The following is a 16230-nucleotide window of genomic DNA, read 5'->3' on the forward strand; positions in this document are numbered from 1 at the left end:
TGAGTAAATCAATCTTTTTTTACACCCCTTTTTTGTCCCCAAGGATGGAAAATTTCTTTTTCCCTTGCCTCGAGAAGCTCGAGCGCCAATCCGGCGAACGATTCCACATTTTACATCCTCCCTCCACAGGAAACATCTTGTGCTATAATTAGGTTTTAGAGCACTTGGTGTGAATCATGCCTGTCTAGGAGAGGAATGGACATATGTTTGCAAAAGTAAAGCAACTATTTGACGAAAGCGCGCGAGAAGTGCAGCGTCTTGCCAAGCTGGCGGCGCAAATCAATGAATGGGAACCAACCATTTCTTCGCTGAGCGATGAACAACTGCGCCAAAAAACGGTTGTCTTCAAAGAACGGCTCGAACGCGGCGAGACGCTCGATGACATAAAAACCGAGGCGTTTGCCGTCGTCCGGGAGGCGGCGCGGCGCGTGCTCGGTCTGCGCCATTACGACGTGCAACTGATGGGCGGATTGGCGATGCATGAAGGAAACATCGCCGAAATGCAGACCGGGGAAGGAAAGACGTTGGCGGCCACTTTGCCAAGCTACTTGCACGCCCTCCTTGGAAAAGGCGTCCACATTATTACGGCCAACGAATATTTGGCGCGCCGGGACTGCGAACAAATGGGCCGTGTGTTCCGCTTTCTCGGCTTAACCGTCGGCCTGAATGTGTCGCAAATGACGGCCAGCGAGAAAAAAGAAGCGTACGCGGCCGACATCACGTACGGCACCGGCACCGAGTTCGGCTTTGATTATTTGCGCGACAACATGGTGTACCGCCTCGAAGATAAAGTGCAGCGCCCGCTGTATTACGCCATCATCGATGAAATCGACAGCATTTTAATCGACGAAGCGCGCACCCCGCTCATCATCGCCAATAAATCGGGAATCGGAGCCGAATTGTTCCCGATTATGGCACGCATCGTCCGCACCTTCGAAGAAGGAAAAGAGTATGAACGGTCTCCGGAGACGAAACAAATTTTCCTCACCGAAGAAGGGGCGCAAAAAATCGAGCGGGCGTTTGGCATCGATAACCTATACGACTGGGAGCATCACGTGCTGCTCCATCATGCGATGCAGTCGCTGCGCGCTTGGTTTATCATGCGGCGGGATGTCGATTACATCGTCAAAAACGGCAAAGTGATGATCGTTGACCCGTTCACCGGCCGGGTGATGGAAGGACGCTCGTTCAGCGACGGCCTGCATCAAGCGATTGAAGCGAAAGAAGGTGTGGAAATCACCGAAGAAAACGACATCCAAGCAACGATTACGATCCAAAACTATTTTCGCATGTATGAGAAGCTGGCCGGGATGACCGGCAGCGCTACGCCGTCGAAAGAAGAATTTTGGCAAACGTACCGGCTGCGCGTTATTACGATTCCGACAAACCGGCCATCCCGACGCACCGACTGGGACGACCTCGTCTACCAGACGTACGAGGCGAAAGTACGGAAAATTATTGACGAAGTGAAAAAAATGAATGCCATCGGCCGCCCTGTTCTCATCGGCACGACATCGGTCGCTCAGTCGGAACGGTTGTCAGCAGCGTTTTCGAAAGCAGGCATCCCTCACCACCTGCTCAATGCCAAAACGGAGGAAGAAGAGGCGCGCATCATCGCGACCGCCGGGCAAAAAGGGCAAGTGATGATCGCCACCAATATGGCCGGGCGCGGGACCGATATTTTGCTTGGGGAAGGCGTCAAGGAACTGGGCGGGCTGCACATCATTGGCACAGAGCGCCATGAAAGCCATCGCATTGATATGCAGCTGCGCGGCCGGGCAGGACGCCAAGGGGATCCGGGGTCTTCCCAGTTTATCATTTCGCTCGACGACGATTTATTCCGCTTGTATGATCAAGATGAATTGAAAAAATGGAAAAGCAAAGTCGAGACGGATGAAACCGGGCGCATCGTGTCGCCCGACCCGATCAAGTTCGTCCAAAAAGTGCAAACAACGATCGAAAACGCCCATTATTCGGCGCGATTGCATTTATTGAAATTGGACACCGTGATCGACCAACAAAGCAAAGTCATCTACCATATGCGCGATCGCGTCTTGGCGCTGAAGCAAGCAGAGGTGCTGTCCGAGCTCCTTCGGCACATCCATCGCCATATCACGCAAACAATCGACCGTTATTGTCCGGAAAACGTCTTTTTTGAAGAGTGGAACATCGAAGGACTGCACAACGAGCTGCGCCGTGCCTTTTTCCGGTTTGCCTATCCGATTGATGATCTTCGCCATAAGCAAAAAGAAGAAATCGCCCAGCTTGTTTGGGACGAATACAAATCGCTTGAAGCGGCGCTCGCCGATCTTCCGTGCGACGAAGAACAAACCATGCGGCTTAAACATTTGATGGTTGAAACAATCGACGCCCACTGGATTCGCCACTTAAATCAACTGAATTTATTAAAAGAGGGGATTCATTTGCGCAGCTACGGCCAAGAGGATCCGTACCGCGCCTTTGAAATGGACGCCTACCGCGAATTCGTCGCGCTGCAGCAAGCGATCGACGCCGGCATTTGCACGACAGCCATGAACTATTTGAAAAGCCAGTTTGTCATCGATGACGAAGCGGCCGCCGCCGCGAACAAACCATAACCGCGGCGCAGCACGCCGCCTCGTAAAGGAGGTTCCCTATGATTTTCCGACGAAAACAACGCACGCAACCGGAAGCCGAGCTGCCGGCGCAACATGTCAAACAGCCGGAGGTCGGAACGAAAACGACGCTGTCGTTTCATCCGGACTGGCAGCTGTCTCCGGAAGAAACGTACGTCTATCGCTTTTACCACGAACAGCTGCCGCCGCTTCAGCCAAACCAAATTTCCATTTCCGGCGTCAAGCTGGTCGAATACAACGATGGGTTTGTCGCTGTCGCCATTTTGCGCAACACGCTGCCGAAGCCGGTTCGCTTTGAACGAATCCGCCTGTTGCTGCTTGACGAGGATGGCACGGCGATCGCCCGCAAAGAGTTTGATATGAGCCCTTTCGGCGAACTGCCGCCGATGACGGCCCGCCCGTGGCGGTTTTTGTTCGCCGCCGAGGACAAGCTCGTCGATCAGTTGCCCGCAGATGGATGGAAGATCGCCTTTGAACTGACACCGCGGCATCGGCTCGACCTAGAGGAAAGCTGGGAGCAGGCGCTGTCGGCCAAGCAGCGCCAACATCTGCAAGCCCTCGTTGACTCGGTTCCGCCTCCCGCTCCCGGAGAGGTGAACTTCATGGGCATTGAAGCGAAACAGCTGCCTTCCGGTGAACTAGGCGTCACGTTGCTCATTCGCAACGGCAGCGACAAACATATCCATTTTGAACAAATCCCGCTTGAAGTGCGGGATCATGCTGGCGATATCGTCGCCCGCGGATTATTTCCCTGCCATCTGGAAGTGAAAGCTCACACCAGCAAACCATGGACGTTCCTCTTCCCACCGGAATTGCTGCACAAAGCAGAACCGGATTGGACGTCCTGGAAGGTGACAATCCCATCCTCCCCGGCACAGAGCGAAAAGCAAGAAACGCCGTCAAGCGACGAGTAACCTGCAAAAAGCTGGCCCCCATGGTCGCCAAACGACCGATGGAGGCCAGCTTTCTTTGCATCGTTCCGTTCAAAACGACCGCGCTCCCGCTGTCGGCCGCGCCTTAGTCGAAGCAGCCGAACTTTGCACCATCAAGAGCAGACGGCTATCCAACGCATCTCGATGGGAGAGCCTTATTTCGTAGAAGCAGCGGTTTGAATCTCCATGTAAGCGCCTTTTTTCATCGCTACGCCGTCTTTGCTTTTTAACACCGGCGGAATGACCAACAAATAGCTCTGCCCTTTGGCCAGCTTCGCTGCCGGTTTGATCAAAAGCTCCGTCCCCCGGCGGATTTGCGCCGTCACCGCTACTTCCTGTCCACCTAATTGATACAATTTTACTCCGCTTACCGCGGTATTGGCGAGCGGACGAGAGAAACGGACGACAAACGTCTTATCGACCGGCGCATTGCGCAGCTTGCCGAGCGACTGATACCCTTTCAGCTGCCCAATCAGCAAATCGCGGTGAGCGGCATACAGCTCTTTCCCAACGACCGTCGGCACATCCGGCTTCACCCCAACGTTATGAATCGGCGTCCCTTTTGGCGAGAAAAAGTGGGCGACGGTCAACTTCAACATGCTGCCGTCCGACAGCTCAAACATTTCCTGCATCGATCCTTTGCCAAACGTCCGTTGCCCATACAAAACGGCCGCCTTTTGCTCCTTCACCGCCGCCGCCAACATTTCCGACGCACTCGCGCTCGACGCGTTGACAAGCAGCCGGATCGGTCCCGTCATTTGCACCGGCTGTTTGACAGCGGCATACACTTCTGGGTGATTCGAACGGTCGCGCAACTGAAACGCCTGTTTCACATTCGGGAAAAAGCCAGCGATTTTCTGCGCCGTTTCCACATATCCCCCCGGATTGTCGCGGAGGTCAAAAATCCACCCTTTCACCCCGCTTAACGAGCGGATGGCGCGTTCGATCTCACCGGGCGCTGTCTCATCAAAACTATATAGCTGAATATAGCCGATATTCCCTGCCAGCCGTTTGAACTCAACGTTCGGCCAGTCGATTTTTTCCCGCTTGATGGTGACGCTGACGGTTTCCTCGGTCGACGGCCGCCAAACGGTTACGGCCACCGTCGTTCCTTCTTCTCCTGCGATCAAGCTCAATACTTTTTCCATTGTCTCATTCGTTACCGGCTGCCCGTCAACAGCCTGAATCACATCGCCCGGCTGCAGTCCGGCGCGGGCGGCTGGCCCATTGTCCAAGACAGACATGATGTGGACGCCGTCCTCATCTTCCTCAACCATCACGCCGATGCCGACAGACTCCATATCAATCCACTTCAAAAATTCCTCGTATTCTTCCTTTGCCATATAGGCAGAATACGGGTCAAGCTGTTTGACAATATCTTGCGGGGTGCTCGCCTTCAGCACTTGATCGCTCACCGGTTCCACATAATACTGGCGGACAATTTCCCGCACTTCTTCGAGCACCTTCGTTGACGCCGAAGCCGCCGCCGCCTCCGCCGGCGGACTCCAAACCGAAAATGAAGCCGCAAGCAACATAAGAGCCGCCGCCCATCGCTGAATCACATTCATATCCGTCTCTCCTCTCCCGACATGCGCCGATTTATTCGATATCGACATCTAAGACAACCGGCGCTTTAAAATCATCGATATACACCGCCAGCTGCTTGCGCGTCGCCGCATCCACCACGTTTGGCAGCCACCGGTCGCAAAGCGACAGCAACCGCTCCGCCCGCGCGATATCCCCTTCATCATACGCATCAAGCAGCTTGTCCATGGCTTGCATAATATTGATGGCATAATACGCGCGCTGCTTGACAGCCAAAGCCGGGCGTTGAAACCATCCTTCCATCTTTTCGCGAAGCGACACTCCCGGAACGCGGCCAATGAGAATCGCCGTTTTGCGAATTTGGTATTGCAACGGGGCATAGGAATCATACACGACATCCACATCCCCCATCCGCAGCGCCCGGTCGACGTTGGCCGTCAAGGCGCGCAATCGCTCCCCGCTTTCGACAGCGCTGATGTAGGCGGAAGCCTTTTTCATCGTCTGTTCTCCGGCCGCGATCCGTTTTTCCAACTGCGCCCTTGCCGTTTGCGGACGCACGCGCGCCACTTCTTTTTTCGCCGCCTCATAATCGCGTTTGACTTGGTTCAAGAGACGGTACGGCTTGGACCATTGATCCGCTTTCATCGCCCGCTCAAGCTGGGCGGCATGCTGTTCAAGCCTCTCCACATTCGGGAACGAGGCCGCTTCCGCCTGAACAGTCAACAGCGAAAACGACAACCAAAACACCGCCAGCCATCCGATGATGGAAAATGCTTTTCTCCGTTTTCTCCTCACACTTTCACCTGCTATCTATGAAAATAGTAAACATGTATTTCAATTTTACTGGAAAAGACACAAAATGAAAATATGTTCTGAAAAAAATCGAACTTAAGCCCTTCAAAGCATAAAATAAGGCCGACTCTTCAGCCACCTTTTTGACTGTCAGAGCCAGCCTTGATCAACTAAAGTCCGGCCAATGGGTTTGCTGTTTGTCGCCGTCGATTTTGCTCAGCGTCCGGTAGCGAAACGGAATCACGTCCTGCTCGGGCTTGCCAAGAAACTCTTTCGCCCATTCGAACGGAATCAAATCGAACTGTTCCTTGTTTTCGGCGATGAAATAGACGCCGACGACTCTTCCTTGTTGATGGAGGTCAATTGTCAAAAAAGCCGGGTAATACGTGCCGTCTTGCGCCCGCAGCACCGCTTTGGCCGTCACCCGACCGTCCCCTTCGTCTTCCACATCCGGATTGGCGATTCGCTCCAACACTTTGATCGCCCATCCTTGTTTTTTATATCCTCCGACCAGCTTCGGCGGATTTTTCCGCAACTGCTCCAACGACGTTTGCTCGTCCATCGTCAAACTTTTGCCTCCCTTGTGGTTTGCCTATCCGCCCATTTTATAATATATACAATACTTTTCAGAGAAATGCAAATGCCTAGAAGAGCAGCATGCAAGGACTTTCTCGATTTCGGAACCCCTATCGATGAGCAACATCCCTTGTTCATTCACCATCCTTCTAGGCAAGCAGGGGAGGCGAGCGCATCAGCGGAAGATGGCGCGAAGGCCGTCGATATAAATCGCTCCGGCGTTTTTCCGTCCCGCTTCCGTTTCCATATAACGCACCGGCATCTCCAGCATGAGCGGAAGCGCGACATCGCTAGGCACAGCGGCTTGCACATATTTCCAACCGGTCCAATCGACATGGCGGGCAAAATCGATCCAGATGCGGCGCCCGCTTCCATCCCGCAGCTGGGCGCGCAGCCAATGGCCGCTTCCGTCTCCATACACCCACATGCCAATCGCTTGCGGCCGTTTCGAAATCCAAATCGCTTCCTCCCGACTAGCATAGACGCCGGATGTCCCTGGCATCCCGCGAAAATCATATGAAATTTTCAGCGCCTGCTTTCCTTCTCTCACCTTTTCTGTCGTCCGCTCGACCGCAGCCCCCACATAGTTGACGCCCGATGCATTCCACTTCGACTCGGCCTCAAAATCATCAAGCACTTCTTCGCTTTCCCCGTTCTCTTGCGTCTCTTTGTACACAACAAGAAGCGCATTCGCCACCGGACGCGCAAATCCATCAGACGGTTTGTTTTCGACTTTGAGCTGCCCGTTTGGCTGGCGGACGACAAATGTCGAAGAACCGCCGCCATCGAGCGTCATCGCATCGACGGCGCCAAGCTCATACATCAGCTTGGCCAGCTCATTCAATGTCATTCCTTGGCTATGGGCAGGCTGGCGGCCATCGACAACGACGAGCATGACATTTCCGTTCTTGTCAATGCCGACGGCTGTACGCGGATGGACTCCTTCAATCGAAAACGGCTGCACTTTTCCATCCGCCACCAACCGGTATCGGCCGCCGAGCGCTTCTTTCACCCCACTCCATTCGGGCTGGTCATACTGAAGGGAAATTTCCACCGCATCCCCTTCTTTCGCCTGCCGCAAATAGTCGCTCGCCCGGCCATGGCCCGACAACACGAGCTCTCCAGGCTGGAGCGGTTCATCGCCTTGACCGACTACAACTTTCTTCACCGTTCCGGTGACCGTTCCATTCCCGTTCAACACCCCTTGTACATTCGTCAGCACGACTTCCGTCCCAAGAGCGTTCGTTTTCGTGGAAGCAGCGAAATACGGGGTGTACAAAATCAACTGATGAGCGCGCCGCGGCTTGTTGATGCCATCGACGGGATATGAGATTCCTTGTCCAATTCGAACGCCAATTTGAACATCTGGGTTTCCAATCATCGGCTTCCCATCAGCGCTGATGCCAAAAATCGTCCGTTCCGCCGCCGGCGTCGTATTTGTTATCACAATTTCCCCACGGTGCACCATCAAATCGGTCGGCGAACCATCCTGTTTGAAATAATCGCCGTTCACCGCCGCCAGCACGGTTCCGTCGCGGCCATCGTACCGTTTTGCCTGCTCAAGCACCGGTTCAATGCCAAGCACTTGATCATTGGACAGCGCCGTCTCAATGACCAGCCTCTCATTCGACGTATCGATGTCAAGCTTGTACACGTGCTGCTTGCCGCGCGTTCCGACGACTTCCATTTCCTCTTTTTCCACCCCAGAGGCGATGCGCGTCGACACCTCCTTTACCACCGTGCCGACCGCCAACTGCCTCGCTCCATACCGCCCCGGATTGACAAGCTTCAGCTTCTCCCTCGACGGCGTTTTATACACAACATGTCCTTTGATATTGGTGACGTAATATCCACCGCCAACCCCGTATTGGCCGCCAAACGCCTCGTCATACGAATACACCCGGTACTGTTCTCCAGGCTGCAACACGCGGACAAACGTCAGCGCCCCGTTTTCCCGTTTCCATAGGTTAATCGGTTTCACGATCTCCAATTTTCCAATTTGCCCCTGCACAAGGCGCATGCCTTCCCAGTAGACGACATTCGCTCCGGCATCCGCTTCTGGCGCTTGCAGCGCCGTCCATGCGGCCAACACCGCCCCGACCCCAATGCGGATGATGTTCTTCGCTTTTCCCACTGGTCCCCTTTTCCTCTCTTTCTATCATTTTGTTGCAATCGATTCTATTATACGACAAACTTCTACAAAAAGGGGGATCTTTTTCCATTTATCTGGTCAAAAAAAAAATGTCCCAGCACTGCTGGGACGCTCTTGAGAAGCGAAAGGATCATCCGCGGTCACGGAGCATAAAACTCTTGAGAGTAGTAGGGTTGATGGAATGAATTGAACGCGACCCCGACGCCAAGGCGGGTAAAGTCCGGGTATAAAAGATTTTGCCGATGCCCGAGCGAGTGCATCCACGCTTCATGGACAAAAATCGCATCGTATTGTCCGTAGGCGATGTTCTCGCCCGCCACGCGATAAGCGATGCCATGGCGCTTCAGACGGTCAAACGGCGACAATCCTTGCAAGTTCGTATGAGAGAAGTAGTGATGGACCGCCATATCTTCGCTATGTTCACGGGCGGCCGCCGCCGCCTTCGCATCCCACGCGAGCGCCGGAAGCCCGTGCAAGCGGCGCGCCGCGTTTGCTAAATCAAAAATTTGATATTCATACGCTGTGCGCAGCTCCTCCGTCGTCGTTCCGTAAAACCCGGGCTTTTCATCCTCGAGCGCCCGATTGACGACAAGCACGCCATCCACCCGGTTGTTGTTGTACCGGTCATAAAAGAAGGTGACGTAGCGGCCGTTGACAAGATAGGTCCCGTATTCGTCATTTTGAATGTCGTAGACGGCATCCTTTTTTTGGATGAAGGCGAGCGGCCGGCCGTAGCGCGCTTCCACCACCGTTTTCGCCGTTCCGATGCCCGTTCCTTTTTTCGTTTGGACGATCGGTTGGTTCGTGTACATCGCCGCCACCCGATCACGGTCATAGCTCACCATCAAAAAGTTTTTGTAACCGCCTTGATCATACGCCTCCCAATATAGGCCGTAGGCGTTTTTCGTCTTGCGCTTCGCCGTGCCGTACATCGCTTCGACCTTGGCGCGCGAGTCGCCGATCGCCACCCCGTTCATCGTGACATCCGCCATGTTTGCCTTCGCCTGCTGCACGCATAAAGCAGCGGCCAACTTCTCTCTTGACGGCGTTTCATAGCGGACGCGGGCATCGTTCTTGATCCCATATCCTCGGCCGACACCAAAATAGCCGCCGCCTAGCACGTACACACGATACACCGCACCGCTTGGCAGCGTCTTCACTGCTTTGTTCGACAACCATAGCTCTGTCGGCGCCATCACCGTCAACCGGCCGATTTGTCCGGGCTTCAGTTCAGCGCCGTCCCACCACACTTTTTCCGTTCCGACAAGCTCCTCGCAATCCTCCGCCTTGACCATTGATGAACTCGGCATCCAAAGCCATCCGGCCGCAGCCAACAGCATTCCGATTGCCACCGCCTGCACCCATTTCCTCACTTCCGCCCGCTCCTTCCTTTCTCTTTTTCTTTCATCATAGAGGTCTTTCCATCAAAAGAAAAGAGAAAAAAGAATGATTTCAACGAAAAAGAGGCCGCTTTGGCTGTGCAAATGTCGAAATTTCGTCAAACAAGCTTCGCACCCACTTGGCTAAGGGGCGAAATATAGGTTAAAATGGATCATATTATTCTTCCATTTTCGTGAGAGAGGAGCATACTTTATGAAGATCATGAAAAAATTTCTAGCAGTCTCAGCGCTAAGCGCCGGAATCCTTCTGTCGCCATTTCACGCCCACGATGCGCAAGCAAAAGTTTGGTGGAATGGCATGGAATTGGTGCAGGGACAGATCGGCAAATTAACTGTTTTGAAAGATACCGAGCTTTATAAGTTACAAGGAGAGAAGAAAGTTTACATAAAAACGTTAAAAGCCGGCGGAGTCTATCGCATTTACACGTTTAAACCTGGCATGTTAGGTTTAGGCGGCGGATATTATGTCGATCGCGATGCCCGGGTAAAATACGAAACTCCTTCCAAAGCAAAACTCAATCAAGTTAAAATGGAACAGCTGTTCCGTGGAGTAAAACTCGGCATGTCCACTTCTCAAGTCAAGAAGTTGGAAACCGCAAAATTTATCCTACAAGAAAATATAGACGGCGGCCAAGCCTGGGTCTATTCGACTTCTCTTTTCGGATATCATACGCTGCTCGTCTATGGATTTGAGAACGGAAAGCTTGCCTTCTACGGCTACTCGTTCGATGCCGGCCAGGAGTATACAAGCGATCAGCTCACAGCGATTTACAACAATCTGAAACAACAGCTCATCACGCTATTTGGAAACCAGTATGAACAGTCCGATTCTGGCCAAGACTACCCGCCTGCACTCGCATTTCACAAAGACGGCCTTGTGATTGCCCTTTCCTATGATGCGGACGGGTTGGCGGTTACGGTCACGAGTGAACAATAACGTGCAAAAAGCGAGGCTGCCCCATTCATTCGGACAGCCTTGCTTTCTTGCTTACTCCCCATTCACCAACTTCAACTTCTCCTTTGACGGCGTTTCATAGCGGATGTGCGTGTCAATGTCTGTTACGTAATACCCGCCGCCGACCGCGTACTGCCCGCCGAAGCGCGCATCATACCCGTAGACGCGGTACACTTCCCCAGGCTGTAAGATGCGGACGAACACAAGGCGCCCATCCTTCGTCCGTTTCCATAGATTGATCGGCTTTTGCACCGTCAAGCGGCCGATTTGCCCTTTTTTCAGCTCCACGCCATCCCAGTACACTTTTTTCACTTGGCCTGGAGGAGTGGTTGGCTTTCTCGGTTTCTCTTTTGGTTTCGATGGAGACGGTTTTTGCGGCGGTGCTGATGGAGGTGCTCCGTTTCCCGGCGGAGCTGTGCCGCCCGGCGGAACGCTCCCCCCAGGGGATGTGCCATCCGATGGACCACCGTTGCCCGGAGAGGTGCCGTTGCCTGGTGTTGTCCCTCCGTCATGGGACGGCGTTTCGCTGCCCGGCCAACCGCTTCCTGGAGAATCGCCGTTGCTTGGCGGCGTTGTCAACTTCCCTTCGCGCAATTGCTTCGTTTCTAAATTCAGCACGTAATCTTTTGTGTTTTTCGCAATCGCTCCGCCGTCGTTGTTGAAAATGGCTGTTTTGCTTTCGGCCGATGGTTCGATATGGATCAACACTTCTTTTTGATGGCTGGCCGGCGCAAACGTGTACGAGAATGCCATCCGGCCATCAATCGGCACCCGCTCGCCATTGATCGTCAAAACACCGTTTTTAATGGCATTGCCCTTGATCGTCACTTGACTTCCTTGTTTTTGCACCTCTTCGATGACGACCGGCATATCGATCCAGCGCAAAATGCGGTCTTGCACAATCATCGTATTGTTTCCTTCATTGTGGACCGTCACTTTCAAGTCGGTGCCAATCGTCCCATAGCCGTAGTAGCTCACGTCATCATCGTTGTCGTCCTCACGCGTATGGTCGGCCAACCCCTCTTGATCCCACGATCCGCCTTTCACATACTTATAGGTGATCGTTTCCCCTTCCTGCACCTCGACGGTAAATTGCCAATCGGGCGTCACCGCACCGTTGCGCGACATCTCCCAGGCCCCTGTGTTCCAGCCGTTCAAGCTGTTCGGAATCGTAATTCGGGCATCCAACGGTGTGTAATCCGGCGCTCTCACTTTAAAAATCACTTTCACCATCACAATGTCCGGCGTCACCTTGACCGTGTTTGACGCCACAACATTGCCGGCGCGGTCATACAACTTGACAACATACGTGTACTCGGTGCCGTTTTCGACATCGTAGTCTGTAAATGAATCGCCGATCGAAGTGGTTGTATGCACGATATCACCGTTGCGCTCGATGGCTAACAAATAAGCATCCCCATCTTTTTTCCCAACAAACGTCCATGATAAATTCACTTGTCCCGATTCAACCGCAGGCTGCCGCAGCTCGATGGCGTCTGCTGGCGCTATTTGGTCGCTGTTGTCTGCCGCAAACGTCACTTGCTTCTCTTCTGTATACATCCACTCCTCGCCAAGGTTGGTCGTCAGCGCATAACGATACGTATACGTCCCTGCGGCGAGCGGAGTGAAGGCAGCTCGGAACACGTTGGCGTCGCCGTCTTGTCCTTGGTAAGCCGCTCTGTATTCTTTCCATGTTTCGTCATGCGGGCCTTTCACTTGCAACACCGCTTGCAACCCATCAGCTGCTCCTTTGCTTGTCACATTGTCGATGTTGACATGGACATCCACTTGCTGCGGCTTTGACAAATCCAGTGTGGCATCGCTTAACGTTGTCACGAACTGGACATTGTCGCTCGTCAGCGGGTAATGAGGAACGACGCGATTCGTTTCGACCTTCGGTGATTCATTCCCGTTTTCATCGACCGCCGCAACGGCAAAGTAATAGGCTGTTCCGTTCGTCAACGAACCGATCGTGGCCGAAGTTGTTTCCGTCTCTTGCACCATCGTATAACCGGCACCTTTTAACGTGGACTCGTAAATTCGGTATCTCGATGCATTTCCTTCCCACGTTAACGTCACGCAGCCATCCGAAGCGCTCGCCTGCAAATTGCTGACTGCTGCCGGCATTTCCGCCGTCACCGTCCCAAACATCATCCGTCCATCCAGGGCCGGAATCGTGACCGTCAACGTTCCGCCAGCGACCGTAGCTTCCCCGCCATCATGCAACTCATCCGTAAGCACGGTGCCGTTCGGAAGCAACGAAGCGACGTCAAGCGCCACCGTCTTGTCCTCATTGCCGCGGTTGATGGCAATGAGCGCCGCTTCACGCCCGTATTGGCGGGCAAATACGTATACATCCCCTTGCGCATACACCGTCTTGATGTCGCCATGGGCCAACAACGATTGATGGTGCTGGCGAATGTGCCCCACTTTCTGATAATGGGACAACAGATTTTGATCTTCTTTGCCCCACGGATACGTGCGGCGGTTGTCTGGGTCTTTTGAGCCTGTTACTCCCGCTTCATCGCCGTAATAAATCGTCGGCGCTCCCGGGTATCCCATCTGCAAAATCACCGCCAGCTTGAGCCGCTTTTTCCCAAGTTCCTCATTATAATTCGGATCAAGCTCCGCCCGCTCGGATGAATCCGTTCCGTTCCCAAGCAGAAAGACCGCCCGCGCCGTGTCATGCGAACCGATTAAGTTCATCAGCGCATAAAACGCTTCACTTGGGTAGTCTTCCCTTATGGCCGTCAGCCGCTTGTCCGCCTCTTCTGCATTTCCGTTTTTCAAAAAGTCAAGCACCGCCCCGCGGAACCGGTAGTTCATCACGGAATCGTACTGGTCGCCTAGAAAATATTTCGATGCGTCATCCCAAATTTCCCCTAAAATGAGCGGCTGCTCCCCCTCTTTTAACGTCGGACCGCGGCCGTACGACCCTTGAAGCAATTCTTGGCGAAACTCGCGCCAAAACGCCGGATCCACCTCATTGGCCACATCCAACCGCCAGCCGGAGGCGCCGAGGGCAATCCAGCTTTTCGCCACCGAATCCGATTCACGGAAAATGTAATTCGCGAGCGCATCGTTGTTCAATTCACTCGGATGCGGCACTTTTTCCCCCGTCACCGACTTAAACTCCGGCAGACTGTCATAGCCCCACCATGATTGGTATTGATAATGGCCATTGACTTTTTTGTTTTCAATATTGAACCAAAGATGAAACCCATACGGGCTGAACGTCTGTCCCTCTTGTTTGAACTTCTCTTCCACTTGTTTCCGCGCTTCTTCCTCGCTCAATCCTTTTTCATTCATCAAATCGTAAACCGCTTCCCAATATTCATACGCACCGACGGTCGGATAGCGGTGGTAGCGGTCAAAGTAAATCGAATCGTCGGATACGTGGTTGAACACCCCGTCTAAGATGAGATGCATCCCCCGGTTCGCAAGCGCCTGCACAAACGATTGGAATTCTTCCGGGGAACCGAACATCGGATCCAATTCTTTGTAATTGCTCGCATCATATTTATGGTTCGATGGCGCATTGGCGATCGGATTTAAGTAAATCGTGTTCACTCCAAGCGACTGCAAATAATCCAACTTTTGTTCAATTCCGGCGATGTCTCCGCCGAAAAAGTCATTCGACCATTCACCGTCGCCATCGTAGCCGCTCGTCCCTTTCAGGCGCGGATTATCGGGCAAATCCGACCAATCGCGATGCTCAATCGGCTGCGCCCCGCGTGCCTGCTGCTTGCTGTTATCATTTGAAGGGTTGCCATTAAAGAACCGATCCGGGAAAATTTGATACACAACCGCTTCTTTCATCCAATCTGGTGTTTTGTAATTCGGATCATAGACGGTCAGCTGAAACAGCTCCGCATTTTTGTCGACCGCCCTCCCCCATTGTCCTTCTTTCGTATCTTCACCATATTCCGCCTTCATCCCGGCATCGACAGCGATAAATTTATAACCGTATACCCCCGGCGCAGAAGGGGTAAACGCAGCCTCCCAATATTCATCATCCCCGAGCACGCCGACTTTTTCCATCGTGTAGACTTTGGCGGTTCCGGTCGTCGCATTTTTCACATACACATCCGCCTTCGTCAAATCGCCTTTTTTCGCCGCCAGACGAAGCGTCACCTTCGTTCCCGCTTTCACCGCACCAAACGGCTGGCGGTACAGCGTATCCCATGTATTGTGTTTTAATCGGTCTTTCTGAACAACACCGTCAGAGCCATTGGGGTTGTAGTCGGTGTACACCTCTTTTGTTTTCGCATTGAAGAAGAATGTAATGATCGTCGTTTCCAAAACATTTAAGCGTGCATTCTCTTGTGGGTAGCTCTCATTCCAATTGTTTCCGAGGACAATTTTATATTCATACGATCCTTTCGGCACCTGCGCCGTAAACGTGTACACCGAGTCAAAATCATCATCGGTCAACAGCGCCGTCGATGTCCCCGGAGTCCATCCGTTGCTCTCCCCCTCATAGCCGATGGCCGGCAGCACCGTCCCGACAAGACGCGGCTGTTTCTCCTTCGCAATCGCCGTATACCATGTCGAATCAGCGATCGCATGCGTCCGGTCATTGTAATAAAACGTCACCTCGGTTTGCCGATCCAGCTTCAACACCAGATTTGCGCCATTGCGGCCGCCGGCGCCGTAATTTTCATCCCAGCTGCCGTTGACCGCAATTTTGTACTCATAGGTCCCGGCTGGCAGCGTCCCGGTGAATGTATAAAGCCCATTCCCTTCATCATGCATCCTCGTCGCCAATGCCCCCGGATCCCATTCCGCCGTATGGCCCAACTCATCTTGCAAATTGCCGACTAGCGTGATCGTCCGTGGTTGCGAGGCCGTGGATTCGGCCGTCCACCGATGCGCTCCATTCCCTAGAGCGCTAGAACTTCCTGCCTCGTTCGCAGCGGCAACCGCCTGGAAAGGAGTCAATGCCAGCAACAACACCGATGCCAAAACCAATGATAGCATTCTCCTTGCCCTCTTGATCATCCCCCGCTCCCTTCTCCTTTGTTTGGCCAACTTCCTTCTCTCCTTTCCTTTTTATATTCTTTGTGCAATCGTTTGCACAAAATGGTTGATGCAAACGATTTCATCAATCTTTATCTTATACGAATAAACAGAATATTTCAACTATATTTTCCCCATGTTGAAAAACGAATCGTTCCGTTGTTCTATTTTCCATTCGTGTCAAACTCAAAATTGTTTAAATTCGATATTGAAAACGATTACAAATAAAAATTATAATAGACGT

General features: G+C 53.0%; 9 protein-coding genes. 3 read left to right on the top strand and 6 right to left on the bottom strand.

Annotated elements, in window-relative coordinates:
- Positions 1 to 203 precede the first annotated feature (203 nt).
- A complete protein-coding gene (gene secA2 / locus GT3570_RS15475; protein ID WP_047758303.1) occupies positions 204 to 2597 on the top strand; it encodes an accessory Sec system translocase SecA2 in 2394 nt (797 codons plus the stop codon).
- Positions 2598 to 2635: 38 nt separating this feature from the next.
- Complete coding sequence (locus GT3570_RS15480) at positions 2636 to 3529, top strand: accessory Sec system S-layer assembly protein (RefSeq protein ID WP_062898970.1); 894 nt, start codon at positions 2636 to 2638, stop codon at positions 3527 to 3529.
- A 173-nt stretch (positions 3530 to 3702) separates the two neighbouring features.
- On the opposite strand, the gene GT3570_RS15485 is transcribed toward GT3570_RS15480, so the two are convergent.
- The 5 genes from GT3570_RS15485 to GT3570_RS15505 form a co-directional block, all read right to left on the bottom strand.
- On the bottom strand, positions 3703 to 5115 hold the full coding sequence (locus GT3570_RS15485) for a S41 family peptidase (RefSeq protein WP_062898971.1): 1413 nt from the start codon (positions 5113 to 5115) through the stop codon (positions 3703 to 3705).
- A gap of 31 nt (positions 5116 to 5146) precedes the next feature.
- Positions 5147 to 5887: a hypothetical protein gene (locus tag GT3570_RS15490; protein ID WP_021321955.1), complete on the bottom strand. Its 741-nt coding sequence runs from the start codon at positions 5885 to 5887 to the stop codon at positions 5147 to 5149.
- A gap of 163 nt (positions 5888 to 6050) precedes the next feature.
- Positions 6051 to 6452 carry a hypothetical protein gene (locus tag GT3570_RS15495; RefSeq protein ID WP_062898972.1) on the bottom strand — a complete coding sequence of 134 codons (402 nt, stop codon included), beginning with the start codon at positions 6450 to 6452 and terminating at the stop codon, positions 6051 to 6053.
- A 183-nt stretch (positions 6453 to 6635) separates the two neighbouring features.
- On the bottom strand, positions 6636 to 8594 hold the full coding sequence (locus GT3570_RS15500; RefSeq protein WP_023633620.1) for a phosphodiester glycosidase family protein: 1959 nt from the start codon (positions 8592 to 8594) through the stop codon (positions 6636 to 6638).
- Positions 8595 to 8752: 158 nt separating this feature from the next.
- A complete protein-coding gene (locus tag GT3570_RS15505) occupies positions 8753 to 9985 on the bottom strand; it encodes a CAP domain-containing protein (protein WP_062898973.1) in 1233 nt (410 codons plus the stop codon).
- 220 nt (positions 9986 to 10205) lie between these two features.
- Between GT3570_RS15505 and GT3570_RS15510 the strand changes: the two genes are divergently transcribed.
- Complete coding sequence (locus GT3570_RS15510; RefSeq protein ID WP_062898974.1) at positions 10206 to 10949, top strand: hypothetical protein; 744 nt, start codon at positions 10206 to 10208, stop codon at positions 10947 to 10949.
- A 51-nt stretch (positions 10950 to 11000) separates the two neighbouring features.
- Here GT3570_RS15510 and GT3570_RS15515 read toward each other — a convergent pair whose 3' ends face one another.
- Positions 11001 to 15998 (bottom strand): pullulanase X25 domain-containing protein, encoded by a 4998-nt coding sequence (locus GT3570_RS15515; RefSeq protein ID WP_062898975.1) that lies wholly within the window; start codon positions 15996 to 15998, stop codon positions 11001 to 11003.
- Between the last annotated feature and the right edge of the window lie 232 nt (positions 15999 to 16230).

The organism is Geobacillus thermoleovorans, from assembly GCF_001610955.1.
Classification (GTDB): Bacteria; Bacillota; Bacilli; order Bacillales; family Anoxybacillaceae; genus Geobacillus; species Geobacillus thermoleovorans.

What these genes read in the sequence shown, in the direction of transcription:
- secA2 (WP_047758303.1), top strand. Translation starts at nt 204, where the DNA reads ATGTTTGCAAAAGTAAAGCAACTATTTGACGAAAGCGCGCGAGAAGTG.
- GT3570_RS15480 (WP_062898970.1), top strand. Translation starts at nt 2,636, where the DNA reads ATGATTTTCCGACGAAAACAACGCACGCAACCGGAAGCCGAGCTGCCG.
- GT3570_RS15485 (WP_062898971.1), bottom strand. Translation starts at nt 5,115, where the DNA reads ATGAATGTGATTCAGCGATGGGCGGCGGCTCTTATGTTGCTTGCGGCT.
- GT3570_RS15510 (WP_062898974.1), top strand. Translation starts at nt 10,206, where the DNA reads ATGAAGATCATGAAAAAATTTCTAGCAGTCTCAGCGCTAAGCGCCGGA.